At 71.1% G+C, this 17,608-nt stretch carries 15 protein-coding genes and 4 tRNA genes; 8 read left to right on the forward strand and 11 right to left on the reverse strand.

The features are described from left to right. Positions 1-207: 207 nt before the first annotated feature. The 7 genes from FJ309_15285 to FJ309_15315 form a co-directional block, all read right to left on the reverse strand. Positions 208-281, reverse strand: a tRNA-Val gene (locus FJ309_15285). Positions 282-466: 185 nt separating this feature from the next. Next, on the reverse strand, positions 467-739 hold the full coding sequence (locus FJ309_15290; GenBank protein MBM3955950.1) for a twin-arginine translocase TatA/TatE family subunit: 273 nt from the start codon (positions 737-739) through the stop codon (positions 467-469). 157 nt (positions 740-896) lie between these two features. Further along, the gene (locus FJ309_15295) at positions 897-1,067 is read right to left on the reverse strand and encodes a twin-arginine translocase TatA/TatE family subunit (protein ID MBM3955951.1); all 171 of its coding nucleotides are present in this window, start codon (positions 1,065-1,067) and stop codon (positions 897-899) included. A gap of 245 nt (positions 1,068-1,312) precedes the next feature. After that, positions 1,313-1,888 carry a hypothetical protein gene (locus FJ309_15300; protein ID MBM3955952.1) on the reverse strand — a complete coding sequence of 192 codons (576 nt, stop codon included), beginning with the start codon at positions 1,886-1,888 and terminating at the stop codon, positions 1,313-1,315. 264 nt (positions 1,889-2,152) lie between these two features. Continuing rightward, complete coding sequence (locus FJ309_15305) at positions 2,153-3,295, reverse strand: BON domain-containing protein (GenBank protein ID MBM3955953.1); 1,143 nt, start codon at positions 3,293-3,295, stop codon at positions 2,153-2,155. A 191-nt stretch (positions 3,296-3,486) separates the two neighbouring features. Next, positions 3,487-3,789 carry a hypothetical protein gene (locus FJ309_15310; protein ID MBM3955954.1) on the reverse strand — a complete coding sequence of 101 codons (303 nt, stop codon included), beginning with the start codon at positions 3,787-3,789 and terminating at the stop codon, positions 3,487-3,489. Then, positions 3,789-5,780 carry a redoxin domain-containing protein gene (locus tag FJ309_15315; protein MBM3955955.1) on the reverse strand — a complete coding sequence of 664 codons (1,992 nt, stop codon included), beginning with the start codon at positions 5,778-5,780 and terminating at the stop codon, positions 3,789-3,791. Before FJ309_15315 ends, FJ309_15310 begins: the two co-directional genes overlap by 1 nt. A 185-nt stretch (positions 5,781-5,965) precedes the next feature. Here FJ309_15315 and FJ309_15320 point away from each other — a divergent pair. From FJ309_15320 to typA, 4 genes are all read left to right on the forward strand, one after another. Next, positions 5,966-6,039, forward strand: a tRNA-Ile gene (locus tag FJ309_15320). 438 nt (positions 6,040-6,477) lie between these two features. Continuing rightward, a tRNA-Ala gene (locus tag FJ309_15325) sits at positions 6,478-6,550 on the forward strand. 23 nt (positions 6,551-6,573) lie between these two features. After that, positions 6,574-6,981: a diguanylate cyclase gene (locus FJ309_15330; GenBank protein MBM3955956.1), complete on the forward strand. Its 408-nt coding sequence runs from the start codon at positions 6,574-6,576 to the stop codon at positions 6,979-6,981. A gap of 105 nt (positions 6,982-7,086) precedes the next feature. Further along, a complete protein-coding gene (gene typA, locus FJ309_15335) occupies positions 7,087-8,937 on the forward strand; it encodes a translational GTPase TypA (protein MBM3955957.1) in 1,851 nt (616 codons plus the stop codon). A gap of 15 nt (positions 8,938-8,952) precedes the next feature. On the opposite strand, the gene FJ309_15340 is transcribed toward typA, so the two are convergent. Both FJ309_15340 and FJ309_15345 read right to left on the reverse strand, forming a co-directional pair. Continuing rightward, positions 8,953-9,714, reverse strand: coding sequence for an MBL fold metallo-hydrolase (locus tag FJ309_15340; GenBank protein MBM3955958.1), 762 nt, complete (start codon positions 9,712-9,714; stop codon positions 8,953-8,955). Positions 9,715-9,747: 33 nt separating this feature from the next. After that, entirely contained in the window at positions 9,748-11,307 is a 1,560-nt protein-coding gene (locus FJ309_15345; protein MBM3955959.1) for a mechanosensitive ion channel, read from the reverse strand. Positions 11,308-11,623: 316 nt separating this feature from the next. On the opposite strand from FJ309_15345, the gene rpsU reads away from it, so the two are divergent. Further along, positions 11,624-11,818 carry a 30S ribosomal protein S21 gene (gene rpsU / locus FJ309_15350; GenBank protein ID MBM3955960.1) on the forward strand — a complete coding sequence of 65 codons (195 nt, stop codon included), beginning with the start codon at positions 11,624-11,626 and terminating at the stop codon, positions 11,816-11,818. Positions 11,819-11,887: 69 nt separating this feature from the next. On the opposite strand, the gene nadC is transcribed toward rpsU, so the two are convergent. Then, on the reverse strand, positions 11,888-12,799 hold the full coding sequence (nadC, locus tag FJ309_15355; GenBank protein ID MBM3955961.1) for a carboxylating nicotinate-nucleotide diphosphorylase: 912 nt from the start codon (positions 12,797-12,799) through the stop codon (positions 11,888-11,890). A 205-nt stretch (positions 12,800-13,004) separates the two neighbouring features. Between nadC and FJ309_15360 the strand changes: the two genes are divergently transcribed. Continuing rightward, entirely contained in the window at positions 13,005-13,289 is a 285-nt protein-coding gene (locus FJ309_15360; protein MBM3955962.1) for a helix-hairpin-helix domain-containing protein, read from the forward strand. Positions 13,290-13,315: 26 nt separating this feature from the next. Continuing rightward, complete coding sequence (gene uvrB / locus FJ309_15365) at positions 13,316-15,373, forward strand: excinuclease ABC subunit UvrB (GenBank protein MBM3955963.1); 2,058 nt, start codon at positions 13,316-13,318, stop codon at positions 15,371-15,373. 13 nt (positions 15,374-15,386) lie between these two features. On the opposite strand, the gene FJ309_15370 is transcribed toward uvrB, so the two are convergent. Continuing rightward, positions 15,387-17,063 (reverse strand): FHA domain-containing protein, encoded by a 1,677-nt coding sequence (locus FJ309_15370; protein MBM3955964.1) that lies wholly within the window; start codon positions 17,061-17,063, stop codon positions 15,387-15,389. 156 nt (positions 17,064-17,219) lie between these two features. Here FJ309_15370 and FJ309_15375 point away from each other — a divergent pair. Further along, positions 17,220-17,290, forward strand: a tRNA-Gln gene (locus tag FJ309_15375). Positions 17,291-17,608: the final 318 nt, after the last annotated feature.

Below are 17,608 nucleotides of genomic sequence, written 5' to 3' on the forward strand. Positions count from 1 at the left end.
CCGCTCGGGAGCATCACTTCGCCGATGCCGTGGGCGGTGGATCTGACGAGGCCCGCAGGGTGGGAACAAATCCGGCGCGCGGGGTGGGAAAAAAGCCGGCGCCGCAAGGGTTTGCAGCAAGTCGCAACGGGCCGCAAGAAACGCAAAAATCCACGGGAAAAGACGCTGAAAACAGCGTTTTTCCCGTGGATTCTGCGGTTTCCGGGATGGGCAGCACAGGACTCGAACCTGTGACCTCCACGGTGTGAACGTGGCGCTCTAACCAACTGAGCTAGCTGCCCGACTCAAACCACGCGGATCGTACCACCCCGGCCGGCCGCCGTCACGAGGACAAAGCCGGGGGGGCGACCAGTCTGCCCGTCGCCTCCGAATCGCCCGAGCTGGCCGTGCACGGCCGGCGTGCGACGGCCAAGCCCGGCCGGCGTCGCACACCCCGCGTCATTCAGACCGCTTCACGCAGCCGGCGTCATTCAGCCGGCGGCGGATCGAAGCGCGGGGCCGAGCGGTCGTCGCCGAGGTCGAGCAGATCGTCGCTGCGGCGGCCCGAGCGGCGCGACGGGGTGCCGCGGGGATCGAGATGCGAGGAGATGTCCATCTCACGCTGGAGCGAGGAAAACTGCCGGCGGAGGTCGCCGATCGTCTGCCCCACCGACTTGCCCACCTCGGGGAGGCGCTTGCCGTAGAGCATCACGGCGATCGCGCCGATGACGACCAACTCGATCGGACCCAACCCGAACATCCACGCCTCCCGACCGTCCTGGCCGCTCACGAATCGCCCGCCTCGTCCGCCCCCGGCGACTGAACACCGCCAGCAGGGCACCGCCCCGCCAGCGGGAGCGGCGTTCCTCCGCCACGCGATCAGGGGCGGCGGGAGCAGAGCGCCGCCCGTCGCGGCGTCAGTCGATGCGCCGGCCAGCGGAGGCGTCGTCTTCGATGCCCTGCACGCCGCGCTTGAATTCGACGATCCCCTGGCCGAGGGACCGCATCACCTTCGGCAACCGCGAGCCGAACAGCAGCAGGACGACGACCGCGACCACGATCAATTCCGTCGGACCCAAACCGAACATGGCGATCATCGCACCACCGCTCCTTTCACCGCCGCCGTCCCGGACCTGACAAGGCCCAGGCCGAATCGGTCGGTTCGTAGATCACGTCAGAAGTTTACCCAGCCCCGCCGCGGCGGAAAAGAAACCGGGGCCCGACAGGGAAATCCCCCGGTCGCCAGCCGCCCGAGCGCACGGCGCCACCCCGGACAGCGACGCCGCCGGGGTGGAGGGATGAGCGGTGCCGCGGGCAAGGCGCGGCGGGCCGGTCAGAAGTTGGCGTCGCACCCGCCGTCGACATCGCCGACCATGTGGAGATGGTCGTGGTCGATGTACAGGACCTCCTGGCAGTCCTCGTCGACGAGCGTGTGGGGCACCGGCCAGCCGATCCGGCGGACCTCCTGGAAGTAGACGGTGCACTTGTAGTGGGCGTGGTGGAGCTGGACCGGTCCGACCAGCGGCATGTGGCGGGGCGGGTCGATGTAGTCGGCGATCTTGCACTTCGCGATCCGGACGTGGTTCCGCTGGACCTCGTAGAGGAACGGCCAGTTGCCTTGGACGGGGCGGGCCTTCTCGAGGGCCCGCATCACCTCGTCGTCGCTCGGTTCGTCGAGCGCCTCCCAGGGGCCGCCGGCGACCAGCGGGCCGAGGACCGGTGCCCGCTTGTAGCGCTCCTGCTCCCAGAACTGGTCTTCTTTCTGCTTTTGCAGGTAGACCGGCACGGGGATCGGGATCGCGAGCGGGCCGATGTTCGGACCCTGGGCGGTAAGCCAGAAGCAGCCGCTCTGGGAGAGCGTCGCCACCGACACGAGCAGGACCGGCAGGGTGAGACGGGATCGGGCCATCGTGACAGCTCCTCGGGGCGGATTGTCCGCGTGCAGGGGATGTATCGGCTGTGACGGCGGCGAACTTGCGGGTTTTTCCGGCGGCGCAACGGCGCTCGGCTCGGCAGCCGCGACCGACGGCGGTGACCGGCGGGATTGGCAAACCTGGAGGACGCCCGTCGGGCCCGCGAGCGACGTGGGCGGCCCCCGGAAACGCCGACGGCCCGCCTCTCCGCGGTGCGGAGGCGTGGGCCGTTCGGTCACGATCGTCCGGCGACGGACGGATCAGTTGTGGCTGTGGTAGTGGCGGTCGTCGAAGTCGAGCCACCACCAACCGTCATCCCATTCCAGCGACACCCGCCGCCATCCGAGCGGCACCTGCGGGTAGGGGTAGAAGGGGCCAATGTAGGGCCAGGCCGTCGGCGAATACTGGGTCGGGTATTGCAGGGCCGCGTAGTTGGGATACGAGGCGTAGCTCGGCCAGGCGTAATTGGGGAGGTTCGGGCCCTCGCCCCGCATCGGCACCGGCGGCATCCCGACGCCGGCTCCACCCATCGGCATCGGCGCCCCGAGCCCACCGCCGGGGCCACCGGCCATCGGGCCGTAGCTCCCCGGGCCGACGCCGGGCTGGCCGGCCATCGGACCGCCCACCGGACCGCCTTGGGAGTAGCGGATCGAACCGGGGACGACCTGGCCGTCACCCACCGCCGGCATCCCGCCGGGGATCATGCCGGGGTCACCGCCGCCGATCGCACCGTCGACCATGCCGCCGACCGTCTGGTCGTAGCCCCCCATGCTGCCGCGGCGCATCATGCCGCTGCGCATCGCGACATCCTGGCGGGTCCGGGTCGCACCGGACGACTGGACGACGCCGTTTCGCGGGGCGGTCGCCCGGGGACCGGACGGGGTGTTGATCGTGATCGTCGGCAGGCCGATCGCCTGGGCGAGCTGCACCAGCCGCGAGGGCTTGGCGGCCGGTTCGGCGAATCGCGGCTCGGCCTTGGTGGTCGCCGCGACCGTCGGCTGGGCCGCCTCCGTGGCCGCCGGGCCGAGCCGGGCCGGCTCGCTGCCCGGGCGGGGCGTGGCGGTGCCGCCGGCGATGGCCCGCACCGAGCCGGGAACGGCAAGGCCGTTGAGGACCCCCTTCGGCGAGCTTTCGGTGATCGAGAGCCGGTTCACGACCCGCTCGACCCCCTCCACCGACTCGGCGGCAGCGAGGGCGGCATCGATCTGGCCGCGGTCACCGACCTGGCCCTCGAGCCACACCGTGCCCGATTTGGCGCGGACGGTGACCCGATGCCCTTCGACCGCCGCGGTGTCGCGGAGCCGGCCGGCGACGCTGGCCGCCAGATCGTCGGCGCCCCGCGCGGCCGACAGCGTGCCGGCGGCGAGGACCGCAAGAAGGAAGGTGAACCGCGAAATGGACATGGATGACTCCTTGGATCGGTGGCGATCGGCGGCTCCGCAGGGCCACGGCTCCACCGGGCCGCTTCGGCCGGCGCCCTCTGCCGCGGAAGAGATCGGCTGCCGGTCATGCCGGAGGCGAGGATTTTTCCGATCCTCCCGTCGGCGCCGCGCCGATGGCGCAAGGCAGGCAAAAGGGGCGGTCCGGCCGATTGTCAGCGCTCGACGCGCGGGAGATCGACGACGGCGATCATCGTGATCCCGGTCAACGTCACGGCGCTGGTGGCCGCCACCCCGGGGCCGACCTCGAGCGACAGCCCGCACAGCCCGCCGATCGCCGCCAACGACAGCACGCAGGCGGCCTGGCCGAGGCGCTCGTAGCGCGTCCCCTCGGCGAGCCGCGACAGCGCCGCCGCCAGCAGGCCGGCGACGTGGACGACGGTGAACCCGCAGAGGAACGTGTTGCCGACGAACGCCACCAGCGCCGGGACGGGAGCGAAGGGGACCGAGGGATCCATCACTTGCCCCCCAGCAGTTCCTCGAGCTTCTTTTCCAGGTCGGTGATCACGAGGCTGCGATCGACCACCTTGCCCTGGGCGTCGAGGAGGAGCATCGTCGGCAGCGTCAGGACGCCGAGCTCCTGGGCGAGCGGGCCGTCGAGGCCACCCGTCTCGTGGAGCTGCGGCCACGGGATCGGCTTGGCGGCGAGGTAGCGCGCGAGCTGCTGCTTGTCGGTGTCGAGGCAGATCCCGACGACGCCGAACCGCTTCGGGCCGTATTTGGCGTAGAGCTCGCGGATCTGCGCGATGTCGACCTTGCACGGCTCGCACCAGGTCGCCCAGTAGTGCACGAGCACGGGCACGCCACGCATCTCCTTGAGGGCGACGGGCTTGCCGTCGAGCGACGTCCCCGACAGCGAGAGTGCCTTGCCGACGCTCTCCAGCCGGCGGGCCGCACCGCGGGCCTTGCGCGCCGCGGAAGCGTCGGGAAACTGGGTCGAAATCGCACCGTAGCGCTCGAGGGCCTCCTTTTCGCGCCCCTCGAACTCGTCGGCGATCGCCAGCTGCAGCAGGGCCTCGGCGGTGTCGGGGGACTCGGGGTATTTCTCGACGAACGCCGCCAGCTCCTCGAGCCAAGCGGTCTGGATCTTGGCGACGTCGGCACCGGGCTGCTGGACCGCGGCGGCATAGCGCGACGAGGCGAGCCGGAAGGCGACGAACGCCGCCATCGCGGGATCGTCGGCGACGGCGGCCCCGAGCTTCTCCAGGCCAGCGAGGCCGTCGGGAAGGCTGCCGTCCTGGACGCCCGCGGCCACCGTCTCGATCAGTTGCCGCTGCCAGAAGCCGCGCTGCGCGGGATCGGCATCGGCCACCACCGTCTCGAGCAGCTTCACCTGCTCGGCCGCCAGCGCCGCCCGGTCGGCAGGGGCGGCGGCGGCGAGCTTGGCCTCGACGTCGCGGAGCTTGGCGAGCAACGGCTTGATCCGCTCGTCTTCGGCGGGCATCTGCCCGGCGCCCGCTTCGCCACCGACACGCGGCGCGAAGAATCCGACCGGCTCGGCGATCTCGCCGCCCGCGCCCGGGATCTGCGGGGCGTCGATCGGCCGCCAGACGTCGCCGAACCGGACGAGCGAGCCGACGTAAATCTGCCCGCCACTGTCGCCCGAGTCGACCAGCGCGACGACGTTGTCGTAGGCGTGGATGTCTTTCTTCACCCCGTCGCTGCCGGCGGGGAGGGTGCCGGGCTGGCCGGCGAGCATGTTGTTCCACCGCGCCTCGGCGGGGAGGACCGCCTTGGCCTCGACGAGCCGGCGAAACGCCTTCTCGGCACCGCTGGCCCGGTCGGCGAGCCCGGAGAGGAGGGGCTCGGTGAACCCGGCCGCCTCGAGCTCGGCCTTCGAGGGGAGAAGGCAGGCGAAGGCGGCGGCATCGCGGTCGCGGAGCGCCGCGACGATCTCCGCGGTCGCCTCCTCGGCGGACAAAACCTTCCACGCATCGAGCTTGCCATTGCCGTCGGCATCGATGCCCCAGCGGCTGCCCGCGGCATTGAGCCAGCGCGACTGATCGGGCTTGCTGTCGAAGTCGCTGTCGATGTCGCGGTAGACCTCGATGCCGTCCTTGAAATAGCTCCAGCGGTCGACGACGCGGTCGTTGTTGGTGTCGGCGAACGAGCGGAGCACCTCGCCGCCGGCCCCGCGGACGACCCAGGCATTGAGGCCCCCCTGGACCTCCATCTTGATCGTCGCGCGCGTCGCCGCGTCGGCGGCGGGCCGGTCGTAGTCCACCGAAGGCTGGACCGGCGCGAGACCGAGGGCGTATTCGACGGTCGGCCCGGCGGCGCCGGCCAGAACACCGCCGGCGGCGACGAGGCCCGCCACGCCGAGGGCCGCGTGGCGCAGCGAGCGGTGCGCACGCGCCCCGCCGCGGGAAGACCGCGACGGCGTGCGGGTGGCATCGGATGCGACGGCGAGGCGGAGCCAGGAACCGGGGGTGCGAAGCGGCGAGACCATGCGAAAACTCCACTGCTGACCTGGTCGATCGTCGGCCGCCACACTAGCGGGAACACCGCGCCGCGCCAGCCCCATTTTCCCCCCTCCCGCCCCCCACGCCTCCGGCGGCCAGGCCCTAGGAAAACGCCCTCGCCGTCCCTACACTCGGTTCCTCGGCGGTTGGCCTTCGGGCCGCCGCGAACGCCGCGCGCGTAGCTCAGTTGGTTAGAGCGCCACCCTGATAAGGTGGAGGTCCCAAGTTCGAATCTTGGCGCGCGCAGTTTGTGGCAGCCGTCCCGCGGCTGCCGTTTGCATGAAACCGTGGATGGCTTCGTACTTCCAGCCGTCCCGCGGCTGCCGTTTGCATGAAACCGTGGATGGCTTCGTACTTCCAGCCGTCCCGCGGCTGCCGTTTGCATGAAACCGTGGATGGCTTCGTACTTCCAGCCGTCTCAGCGGCTGGTGGCTTTCCGCCATCTCCAGGGACCCGCGTAGCCCCTCCGCCGTCGCCCTCGCATCGGCCCGTCGCAACCTCGTGCGGGTCGATGCGAGGGCATAGGCGCGAGGGGCGTCCCCCTCTGTCGAGCCTGAGCTGAGGCTCCACACGAACCCAAGCCGAGACCGGCACGCTCTGCTTGACCCACGAACCGGTCTCAGGAACCATATCCATTGCACCTTCCGTACTTCGGCTGGCGGTTCGGGCGATTTGGAATTCCGAGGGGACGTAGCTCAATTGGGAGAGCACCGCCTTTGCAAGGCGGGGGTTGAGGGTTCGATCCCCTTCGTCTCCACTCTGCCGCCCACGCCAGCCGTGATGATCCCCGAGCGCGACCACGTCACCGGCCTCGCCCCCCGCCGGCACCTCGAGGACCTCCTCGAAGCCCCCTGGCGAGACCCCGCGGCGCTCCTCATCGCCGACGTCGTCGCGCTCAAGCAGGTCAACGAGACGGCCGGGTTCCGGGCCGGCGACGACCGGCTCCGCCACGCCGCCGACCGCCTCCGGACCGCCGCACCCTCCGCGACGATCACGGCGCGTCTCGGGGGGGACGAGATGGTGGCCCTGTTCACCGGCGCCACGGCCCTGGCCGACGCCGAATCGGCCGCGACGCGGCTCCGGTCCGCCGGCGAGCCGGCGCTGCGGGCCGCCGCCGCGGCCGTCGTGCCGGGGGCCGATCCGTGGGCCGTTCTCGAACGGCTCTATGCGTCGCTGCGCCGGTCCTGAATAATCCCGGTTTCTCCCACCGCCATCCCGCCTCGCCTTCTGTCCCACCCCCGGCGGAGCCCGGCTCCGCTCCCGCCCCCTTGCGGCGGCTCCGGCCGCTGTTCCATGTCCACCCAACTGACCGCTCCGGCCACCAACGCCGCCGCCCGCCGCGACGACATCCGCAACATCGCGATCATCGCCCACGTCGACCACGGCAAGACGACGCTCGTCGACTGCCTGCTGCGGCAGTGCGGCCAGTTCCGCGCCAGCCAGCTGACCGGCGAGCGGATCCTCGACTCCAACGATCTCGAGCGCGAACGCGGGATCACGATCCTCGCCAAGAACATAGCGCTCGAGTGGAAGGGGACGAAGATCAACGTCATCGACACCCCCGGCCACGCCGACTTCGGCGGGGAGGTCGAGCGCGTGCTGCGGATGGCCGACGGGGCGCTGGTCCTCGTCGACGCCGCCGAGGGGCCGATGCCGCAGACGCGGTTCGTGCTCACCAAGGCGCTCGAGGCCCGCCTCCGGCCGGTGGTCGTGATCAACAAGATCGACCGCCCCGACGCCCGGCCGATGGAGGTCCTCGACGAGGTCCTCGGGCTGTTCCTCGAACTGGGCGCCGACGACGAGCTCGCCGACTTTCCCTACCTGTTCGCCTCGTCGCGCGGCGGCTTCGCCGGCCACGACCCGTCGATCCGCGAGGGGACGATGACGCCGCTGCTCGACCTTGTCCTCGAGAAGGTGCCGGGGCCGACGGTGGCCACCGACGAGCCGCTGCAGATGCTCGTGACCACGCTCGACTGGTCGGACTACGTCGGCCGGATCGCGATCGGCCGGATCGAGGCGGGGCGGCTCACGAAAGGCGCGCAGGTGATGCGCTCGACCGCCGACGGACGGCTGCTCCCCGCCAAGGTCGTCGGTCTGCAGGTGTTCGACAAGCTCGGGCGCGTCGATGCCGCGACGGCGACCGCCGGCGACATCGCCTCCGTCAGCGGCATCGAGGGGGTCGAGATCGGCGACACCATCTGCGACGCGGTCGACCCGCGGCCGCTGCCGCGCCTCGCGGTCGACGAGCCGACGCTATCGATGGTGTTCGGCGTCAATTCCTCGCCGCTCGCCGGCCGGGTCGGCAAGTTCGTCACCACCCGCCACCTCCGCGACCGGCTCCTCCGCGAGCTCGAGCGCAACGTCGCCCTCCGCGTCGAGCCGATCGAGGGCAGTGAGCAATTCTCGGTGTCGGGCCGCGGGCTGCTCCATCTCTCGGTCCTCATCGAGACGATGCGCCGCGAGGGCTACGAGCTCTCCGTCGGCAAGCCGCGCGTGATCCTCCGCCGCGAGGGGGAGCAGGTCCTCGAGCCGTTCGAGACGCTCGTCATCGAGGTGCCGGCCGACAAGCTCGGGCCGGTGATGGAGCTGTCCGGCGCGCGGCGCGGGCAGTTGGTCCACATGGGAAACCGCGGCGAGTTCGTCCACGCCGTGTTCTCGATCCCGGCCCGCGGGCTGATCGGCCTGCGGACGCGCGTCCTCAACGCCACCCAGGGCACGGCGATCATGCACCACCGGTTCGAGAAATGGAGCCCGATGGAAGGCGAGGTGGCGGGCCGGGCCAACGGCGTGCTGGTGTCGATGGTGCCGGGGCGCGCGGTGGCGTTCGGGCTCGACGGCCTCCAGGAGCGGGCCGACCTGTTCATCGCCCCGGGCGACGAGGTCTACGAGGGGATGGTCGTCGGCGAGAACGCGCGCAGCGAAGACATGATCGTCAACCCGACGAAAGAGAAGAAGCTGACGAACATGCGGGCCACCGGCAGCGACCGCAACATCCTCTTGAAGCCGCCGCGGCGGATGTCGCTCGAGGAGGCGCTGGAGTACATCGAAGAGGACGAGCTGGTCGAGGTCACCCCCGAGACGGTGCGGCTCCGCAAGATCCTCCTCTCCGAGCACGACCGCAAGCGGCAGAGCCGCAAGGCCTGACGGCGGCGCGGCCGGTCAGAGCTCGTAGACCCGGCCGGGGACGACCAGCTCCACGCCGGGGAGCCCCAGTTCGTCGATCTCGCGGGCGATCTCGGCGGCGAATCGCGGCTTGCGGTGGACGACGATCCAGCGTGTGTCGCGCCCGAAGCGCCGCACCTCGGCCGCGAACGTGGTCGTGCAGTGGTGCCCGGTGACCTCTGCAAGGTCGGCCCGCGAGTCGGGGAAGCTGCATTCGAGGAACACCGCGGCGAGGTTCGGCACGGCGGCGAGCACCTGCCAGAACCGTTCGGTCGGGCCGGTGTCGGACGGAAACGCGACCGCCGTCCGCCCGTCGTCGACGATCATCCCGAGGGTCTCGACGGAGTGGGAGACCGGCACCGGCGTGATCGCCAGACCGGCCCGCCGGACCGGGACGAGGGCCTCGATCGGGGACGGGTTCACGAACGCGTCGGCGGGGCGCGAGAGCTGGAAGAAGTCGGGCCAGACGCGGCCGTTGAAGATGTCGTCGTGGAGAAAGCGGAGCACGGCGGGCGAGGCGAGCAGCTCGACGCATTCCGGCCCCGGCTCGTAGACGTTTTCGAGGAACAGCGGCAGCGAGGCGATGTGGTCGAGGTGCTCGTGGGTGACGAACACATGGCGGACCGCGCGCTGGCGGCGCAGGTCGGCGACCAGCCCGAGAGCCCCGGCGTCGATCGCGACGACGCCGTCGACGAGGTACGTGACGAGGAATTGGTGGTCGCCGCCGGGGAGCGCGGAGGGCAGCAACTCGACCTTCATCGGACGGTCCTCGAAGGGCGCGGGAGCCTGTGGTCAGGTCGCGAAAAAATCCCTGATCCGGCGGAACATGTCGGGCTCGGTGGCGGGCGCGACCGCTTCCCCGGTGAGGAGCCGGGAGCGGTCGGCGAGCCGCGCGGCCAGCGCTGCCCCGAGCTTGTCGACGAGCCCGCGCTCGGCTTCGAGCAGATGGGCGATCGAGGCCTTGGAGATCTCGAGGACCCGGGTTTCCACCGTCGCGGCCACGGTGGCCGAGCGCGGCGCACCGGTCAACAGCGACAGTTCCCCGAACACCTGCCCCGGGCCGAGACGCGCGAGCGAAACCGTGCCCCGAGCCCCGCCCGCGGCCCGCACGTCGACCTCGCCGTCGACGACGACGAACATGCTGTCGCCCACGTCCCCCTCGCGGACCACCGGCTCGCCGGCGGCGAACACCAGCTCGCGATTCTCCGCGGCGAGACGCCGGCGCTGGCCGTCGTCGAGGTCGGCGAGGAGGGGGATGCCACCGAGCAGGGCGACGCGGCGCTCGACCGCGGCTTCCCACGGCTCCGCCGCCGGGGGCGGGGGGAGCTGCTGGAGCCGGATCGCCTGCGTCGCGACCGGAATCTCGATCCCGTGCCGTGCCAGCGCGAACCAGATCCGGTCGCGCGCCATGCCGTCGACCCGGTCGCGCTTGTCGAATTCGGTGGTGAAGAACCGCACCCAGTGCTCGACGCCACGGTCCTTGAAATCGTTGGTGACGACCGACGGCGGCGGCTCGTCGCGGACGCCGAAGCTGCCGCGGATCGCCTCGAGGATGATCCGCTGGACGCGCTGCGGCGAAACGTCGTAGGGGGTGATCACGTACAGCGAGCGACGCGACCAGGGATCGGGCTTGGTGAAGTTTCGGATCGAGGCCTGGGCGAGCTGGCCGTTGGGGATGATCACGTAGGCCTCGTCGAGCGTCAGCACTTTGGTCGCCCGCCAGTTGATCTCCACCACCCGGCCGATGTGGGCCTGATTGGTGTCGTACTGGATCCAGTCACCGACCGCGAACGGATGCTCGGCGTGGATCGCCAGCCCGGCGAACACGTTGCCGAGCGTGTCCTTGAGGGCGAACCCGAGCGCGGCGGTGAACAGTGCCGACCCGGTGAACAGGCTCTGCGGATCGACGCCCGATTCCGACAGGATCACGATCAACGCGACGGCGACGGCCAGCGACCGGACGACGTCGAGGAAGATCCGCGGCAGGGGGCGCGCGACGCGTTCCCACGCCACCACCAGCGCGAGCACGACCACCGACAGGAACAACGACGACAACAGCGCGAACCGGGCCAGCCCCGCGGCAGTCGCCGCCGATCCCTGCGACTCCGGGAAGAGGAGGGCGACCGCGGAGGGGAGCGGCGCCAGGAGGATCAGCGCCAGTGGCACCAGCGCCATCCGCCGGCGACCGCGGGGGAGGAGGGCGACGAGGAGGGCGACCCCGACACCCGCCGCGATCACCTCCCGCCGGATTCCCCCGTCGGGAGGCCAGATTGCCGGGATCGCCACGGCAGCCGGGCCGGCCGCCACGAGCCGGCACACGCTCCACGCCGCTGCCAGGGGGATCGTCGCCATGTCCGGTCCTGAACGGCACTTACCCGGCGTTTGCCCACGTCGGGGCATTGTGCCGGCGGTATTCCGGCTCCCGCAATGGACGTTCCGCTGCCGATTTTTTATCCTAGTGGGCTTCCCAAAGTCCCCGGCAGCGTTTTTCCGCGGCGGCGTCAGCGATCCTGCCGCCGTGCCGCGGACGGTGGTCCACGCCCACTGCGGCGGGCCGGCCGCGGCCGAGCATGGTCCCGAACGCGAGCCGAGGAACGTCGCTGAATCCCTGGCAGAAGGAGGTCTTCATGATCCAACTGTCGTCCCGAGATGAGTACCGAGGTTTCACATGGTGAAGTTGACGGTTCGTGAGCGCGAGAGCATCCAGGAAGCGGTTCGCCGGTTCCGCAAACTGGTCGAGCGCAGCGGCATCAAGAAGGAGATGCGGCGGCGCGAGTTCTTCGAAAAACCGAGCGAGACGCGGCGCCGGGCCCGGCTGCGGGCCGAACGGCGCACGAAGCGCAACCGCCTGCTCGGCGTCTGATCGCCGCTGAGCGGTCCCCGATACCTGTCCCGACGTCGATCCGTCGGGATCTCCGGGGAGATACCGCGCTTACCAGTCGAGCGCGACGTCGAGCCACGGCGCGTCGTGGGTCGGCCAGCCGCTGCTGATCCGGTCGACACCGGTGGCGGCGACGGCGTGAATCGTCTCCGGTCGAATGCCCCCTGAGGCTTCGAGGGCGACGTCGGCGCCGAGCCGATCGCGTACGGCCACCGCCGCGGCGAGATCGCCGTGCTGCATGTTGTCGAGGAGCACCACGTCGGGGACCTCCGCGAGCACCGGTTCGAGGTCCTCGAGCCTGTCGATCTCGATCTCGACCACCATCCGCGCTACCCGCTCAGGGGGCAGGGTGGTCGCGAGAAACTCCCGCGCCAGGCGCACCGCGCCGGCGGCGTCGATCCCCCGCTCGGCGAGTGCCGCCCGGTGGTTGTCCTTGATGAGGACCGCATCGTGGAGGCCATGGCGATGGTTCCACCCGCCGCCGACGCGGACCGCGTACTTGTCGAGCAGCCGCCACCCCGGCACGGTTTTGCGGGTGTCGTAGACCCGGCAGCGCGTGCCGGCCACGGCCTCGACGAGGCGGGCGGTGCCGGTCGCCACGCCGCAGGTGCGACCGAGGAGGTTGAGCACCGTCCGCTCGGCGGTGAGGATCGAACGCGTCGGGCCGGAGATCGTCGCCACCGCCGCTCCCCGCTCGACCCGCGCGCCCTCGGCGAGCGCGGCGACGAACGACAGCGCCGGATCGACCGCCCGCGCGACGATCGCCGCCGCGGGCAGCCCGGCGATCACGCCATCCCGGCGGGCGACGACGGCCAGCGACGCCGTTGCCGCGGCGGGCACGGTGGCGAGGGTCGTCCAGTCACACTCGTGGCCAAGATCCTCGGCGAGCCACTCCGGTGCCCGGGAGGCGACGTGCGCGGCCAAGGCGTCGTCCCAGGCGGCTTGGTCGAAATCACGCGTCATGGTGGGCAGGGCAGGGGGAGGGAAGGGGAGCGCCGGAGGCGGGCGGCCGGAACGCCATGGGGGCTATAGTACGGCGTCGCCCCCGGACCCGCCCCCCGGACCCGCCCCGATGCCGTTCCGGCTTCCCGAGGAAGCGTTTCCCCCCCGGTCGCAACCGCTGCTGGCGGCCTGCGTCGCGGTCGGCCTGGTCGGCGTGGCGACGTGGATGGCCGTCGCCGCTCGACGCGGAGGGGGGCTCGTCCACCACGACGCTCCCCCGACGGTGCCACTGGCCTACACCGTCGACATCAACGCCGCGGCGCCCGCCGAGCTGATGCCCCTCCCTGGTCTCGGCCCGGCGATGGCGGCGCGGATCGTCGACCACCGCGCGAGCCACGGGCCGTTCACCCGGCCCGAAGACCTCCTCGACGTGCCGGGGATCGGTCCAGCCACGCTGGATCGCCTCCGCCCCCACCTCCGTCCCCTCCCCGCCGGAGGCCCCGCGCCGTGACGACGCCCGCACCGTTGTGCCCCGGACTGTTCGAACTGGTCGCCCCCTACGTCCCCGCCGGCGACCAGCCGGCGGCGATCGAGTCGCTCGTCGACGGGATCGCCACGGGGCGCCCCGCCCAGGTGCTGATGGGGGTGACCGGCTCGGGGAAGACGTTCACGATGGCCAACGTCATCGCCCGGGTCGGCCGGCCGACGCTCGTGCTGTCGCACAACAAGACGCTCGCGGCGCAACTCTACGCCGAGTTCCGCGACTTCTTCCCCCACAACGCCGTCCACTATTTCGTCAGCTACTACGACTACTACCAGCCCGAGGCCTACATCCCGCAGCGCGACATCTACATCGAGAAGGATGCCGCGATCAACAAGGAGATCGACCGCCTCCGGCTCGCCGCCACCAGCGCCCTGGTCAGCCGCCGCGACGTGGTCGTGGTGGCCAGCGTATCGTGCATCTACGGTCTCGGCTCGCCCGACGACTACCGGGCGATGGTCGTGCGGCTGGCCACGGGGCGGACCACGTCGCGCGACGAACTGCTCGCCAAGCTGGTGGCGATCCATTACGAGCGCGGCGACATGGCGCTGGAGCGCGGCCGGTTCCGCGTCCGCGGCGACACGATCGACATCTGGCCGCCGTACGACGAATTCGCGTCGCGCGTCGAACTGTGGGGCGACACGATCGAGTCGATCGCCGTCACCCACCCGACCAGCGGCGAGGTGGTGGCCCGCAAGGAGGAGCTGTACCTCTACCCGGCGCGCCATTTCGTGATGCCCGAAGACCGCGTCCGTGCCGCCGTGTCCACGATCCGCGCCGAGCTCGAGGCGCGGCTCGACGAGCTGAAGAGCCAAGGAAAGCTCCTCGAGGCGCAGCGCCTCTCCGCCCGGACCCGGTTCGACATCGAGATGCTCCTCGAGGCGGGCTTCTGCCCCGGCATCGAGAACTATTCCCGGCCGCTGTCGGGCCGGGCGCCGGGCAGCACCCCCGACACGCTGTTCAACTACTTCCCGCCCGATTTCCTGTTTTTCGTCGACGAGTCGCACGTCACCGTGCCGCAGGTCCGCGGCATGTACGCCGGCGACCGGAGCCGGAAGATGACGCTCGTCGACCACGGGTTCCGGCTGCCGAGCGCCCTCGACAACCGTCCGCTGACGTTCGCCGAGTGGGAGACCCGCCTCCACCAGACGGTGTTCGTCTCCGCCACGCCCGGCCCGTGGGAGCTCGACCGCACCGGCGGCGAGGTGGTCCAGCAGGTGATCCGCCCGACCGGCCTGCTCGACCCGCGGATCGAGGTCGTGCCGGCGCGCGATCAGGTGCCGCACCTCACCGGCGAGATCCACAAGACGGTGGCGGCGGGCCACCGCGTGCTGGTGACGACACTCACGAAGAAGCTCGCCGAGGACCTCGCCGCCTATTTCCAGGAGCGGAAGGTCCGCTGCAAGTGGCTCCACAGCGAGCTCGACGCCTTCGAACGCGTCGAGCTGCTCCGTGACCTCCGCGCCGGGGCGTTCGACGTGCTCGTCGGCGTCAACCTCCTCCGCGAGGGGCTCGACCTGCCGGAGGTGGCGCTGGTGGCGATCCTCGACGCCGACAAGGAGGGATTCCTGCGGAGCGAGTCGTCGCTGATGCAGACGATCGGCCGCTCGGCGCGCAACGTCGACGCCCGCGTGATCCTGTATGCCGACATCATCACCGAGTCGATGCGCCAGGCGATCGACGAGACTGCCCGGCGCCGCGAGATCCAACAGGCTTACAACGAGGCCCACGGCATCACCCCGGAGAGCGTGCGCAAGGAGCTGCGCGCGGGAATCGAGGCCGAGGCGGCCGCGCGGGCCGCCGCCCTCGACGCGGTCGGGAAGACCGACGAATCGTCGCGCCACACCGCGGAGCTGCTCGAGCGGCTCGAGGCCGAGATGATGGAGGCCGCCGCGGAGCTCGATTTCGAGCGCGCCGCCGCGATCCGCGACCGGATGGGAGCGCTCCGCGGCGAAGCGCCGCCGGCTCGGCCAGGGCGGGGCGGACGGGGCCGGCCCGGCCGCGGCAAGGGGGGGCCCGCCCCCGGCGGACGGATCCCCCGGCCACGACGCTGACGTTTCCGCCCGCTCACTCTCCCGTGGGCAGCCGGCGCACGCACATCAGGCAGATGTCGTCGCTCTGCACCTCTCCGGCGGTGTGCCGGTCGAGGTCCTCGAGGATCCGGGCCCCGATCTCGGTGGCCGAGCCTCCCGCGGCGCCGAGCACCGCCCCGAGGCGGTCGAGCCCGTACAGGCCGCCGTCGTTGTCGAGGGCCTCGGTGATCCCGTCGGTGGTGAACACGAGCATGTCACCCGGCCCGATGTCGATCTCGCAGGCGGAGTAGGCGTGGCCGGGGTCGTAGCCGAGGGGCAGGTTGCCGATCCCGTCGGCGACGAGGCGGACCTCGCCCGCGGCGGTGCGCACCAGGAGCGGATGGTGGCCGGCGTTGCCGATGGTGGCGCGCTGCCGTGCCGGGTCGATGACGCACACCAGCGCCGTCGCGAAGCGGCCGTCCCAGTCGCTGCGGCAGAAGGCGTCGCTGATCCGTGTCAGGGCGGTGGCCACGTCGGGCTCGCTGGCCAGGCGGAAGCGGATCTCCCCCTGGAGGAACATCATCACCAGCGCCGCCGACACCCCCTTGCCGGAGACGTCGGCCAGGTAGGCGGCGAACCGGCCGCCGGGGAGGGAGACGTAGCCGTACAGATCCCCTCCCACCTGCCGCGCCGCCTCGTAGTGGTGGAACACGTCGTAGCCGGGGATCTCGGGAAGCTCGCGCGGCAGGAATCCGCGTTGGACCGTGCGCGCGTGCTCGAGGTCGCGCTGCTGCTTCGCGCGGGCGATTTCCTCGTCGTGGGACACGGCCAGCTCGAGCGATCGCGACACCTGTGCCGCGAGGCCGACGACGACCGCCAGATCCTGCGGGGTGAAACTCGACCGCGCCTCGCGCGAATCGAGGTACAGCACGCCGAGCGCCTCGCCGTCGGCCCGCTGCACCGGCACGCAGAGCACCGACTGGATCCGGCTCTGGATGATGCTCTCGTTCATGTTGAACTCGGCACCGGCATCTTCCGAGAGGATCGCCGTCCGCGTGCCGATGACCTGGTCGATGAGCGAGCGGCTCAGCCGGATCGGCCCCGGCTCGGGGCGACCGCGGATCCGCTTCGCGCGGAGCACCGCCCGCTTCGACTCCGGATCGACGATCAGGATGAACGCCCGCTCGGCCCCCGGAAACAGCTCGCACAGCGCGTCGGCGAGGCGCGGGAGCAATTCGTCGACGGCCTTGGCATTGCCGATCAGCCGGGAGAACTCGAGCATCGCGCGCAGCTTGGCGGCGGCGTCTTCGTTGGACTGCGATCCGCTGGCGGCGTCGGACGGGTCGAGCCGCGAGACGATCATCGACTGCGAGTCGGTGTCGACGAACCCGGCGGCTTCGGTGTCGTCGAGCACGGCGCGCAGCCGCCGCGCCGTCGGATTGACGAAGCGGATGGCATTGGTGGCGATCCGGATCTCGTCGCCGTCGGCGAGCGGAACGCGGGCCTTCACCGGCTTGCCGTTGAGCGTGGTGCCGTTTCGCGACTTGAGGTCTTCGAGGCTCGCGACGCCGTCGGCGAGATGGACGACGGCGTGCTCGCGGCTGACATTGGTGTCGGGGAAGCTGACGTCGCAGGCCGGCAACCGGCCGATCACCGTCCGCTCCTTGGCGAGCGGCACCAGCCGTGGCTGCTGGCCGGGCTGCTGAACCTCCAGCGCGAACGTGGGCTCCACGGCACCCCTCCGGAGAAGCGGCGGGCGCGACTCCGCCGGCGTTGTCAGGCCTGGCGCGAGAGGCTAGGCTCTTTTTCGAGCTCCATGATAGCTCGCCGTCGCCACCCCTCTGCATGAGGGGATCGCGAGGCGAAGATCGTCGTTTTTCGACGCGTTTGGGGAATGGTGTAACGGTAGCACGACTGGCTCTGAACCAGTTAGTCTAGGTTCGAATCCTAGTTCCCCAGTCCTTATCCCTCACGCGCCGGGGGGCTTGCCTCGACATCCTGCGGCCCTGGCCGCATGCTCTCACGCGCCGAGGGGCTTGCCTCGGCATCCTGCGGCCCTGGCCGCATGCTCTCACGCGCCGAGGGGCTTGCCTCGGCACCCTGCGGCTCTCGCCGCATGCTCTCACGCGCCGAGGGGCTTGCCTCGCCATCCTGCGGCTCTCGCCGCATGCTCTCACGCGCCGAGGGGCTTGCCTCGCCATCCTGCGGCTCTCGCCGCATGCTCTCACGCGCCGAGGGGCTTGCCTCGCCATCCTGCGGCTCTCGCCGCATGCTCTC

It is taken from the genome of Planctomycetota bacterium (assembly GCA_016872555.1).
Taxonomy (GTDB): Bacteria; Planctomycetota; Planctomycetia; order Pirellulales; family UBA1268; genus F1-20-MAGs016.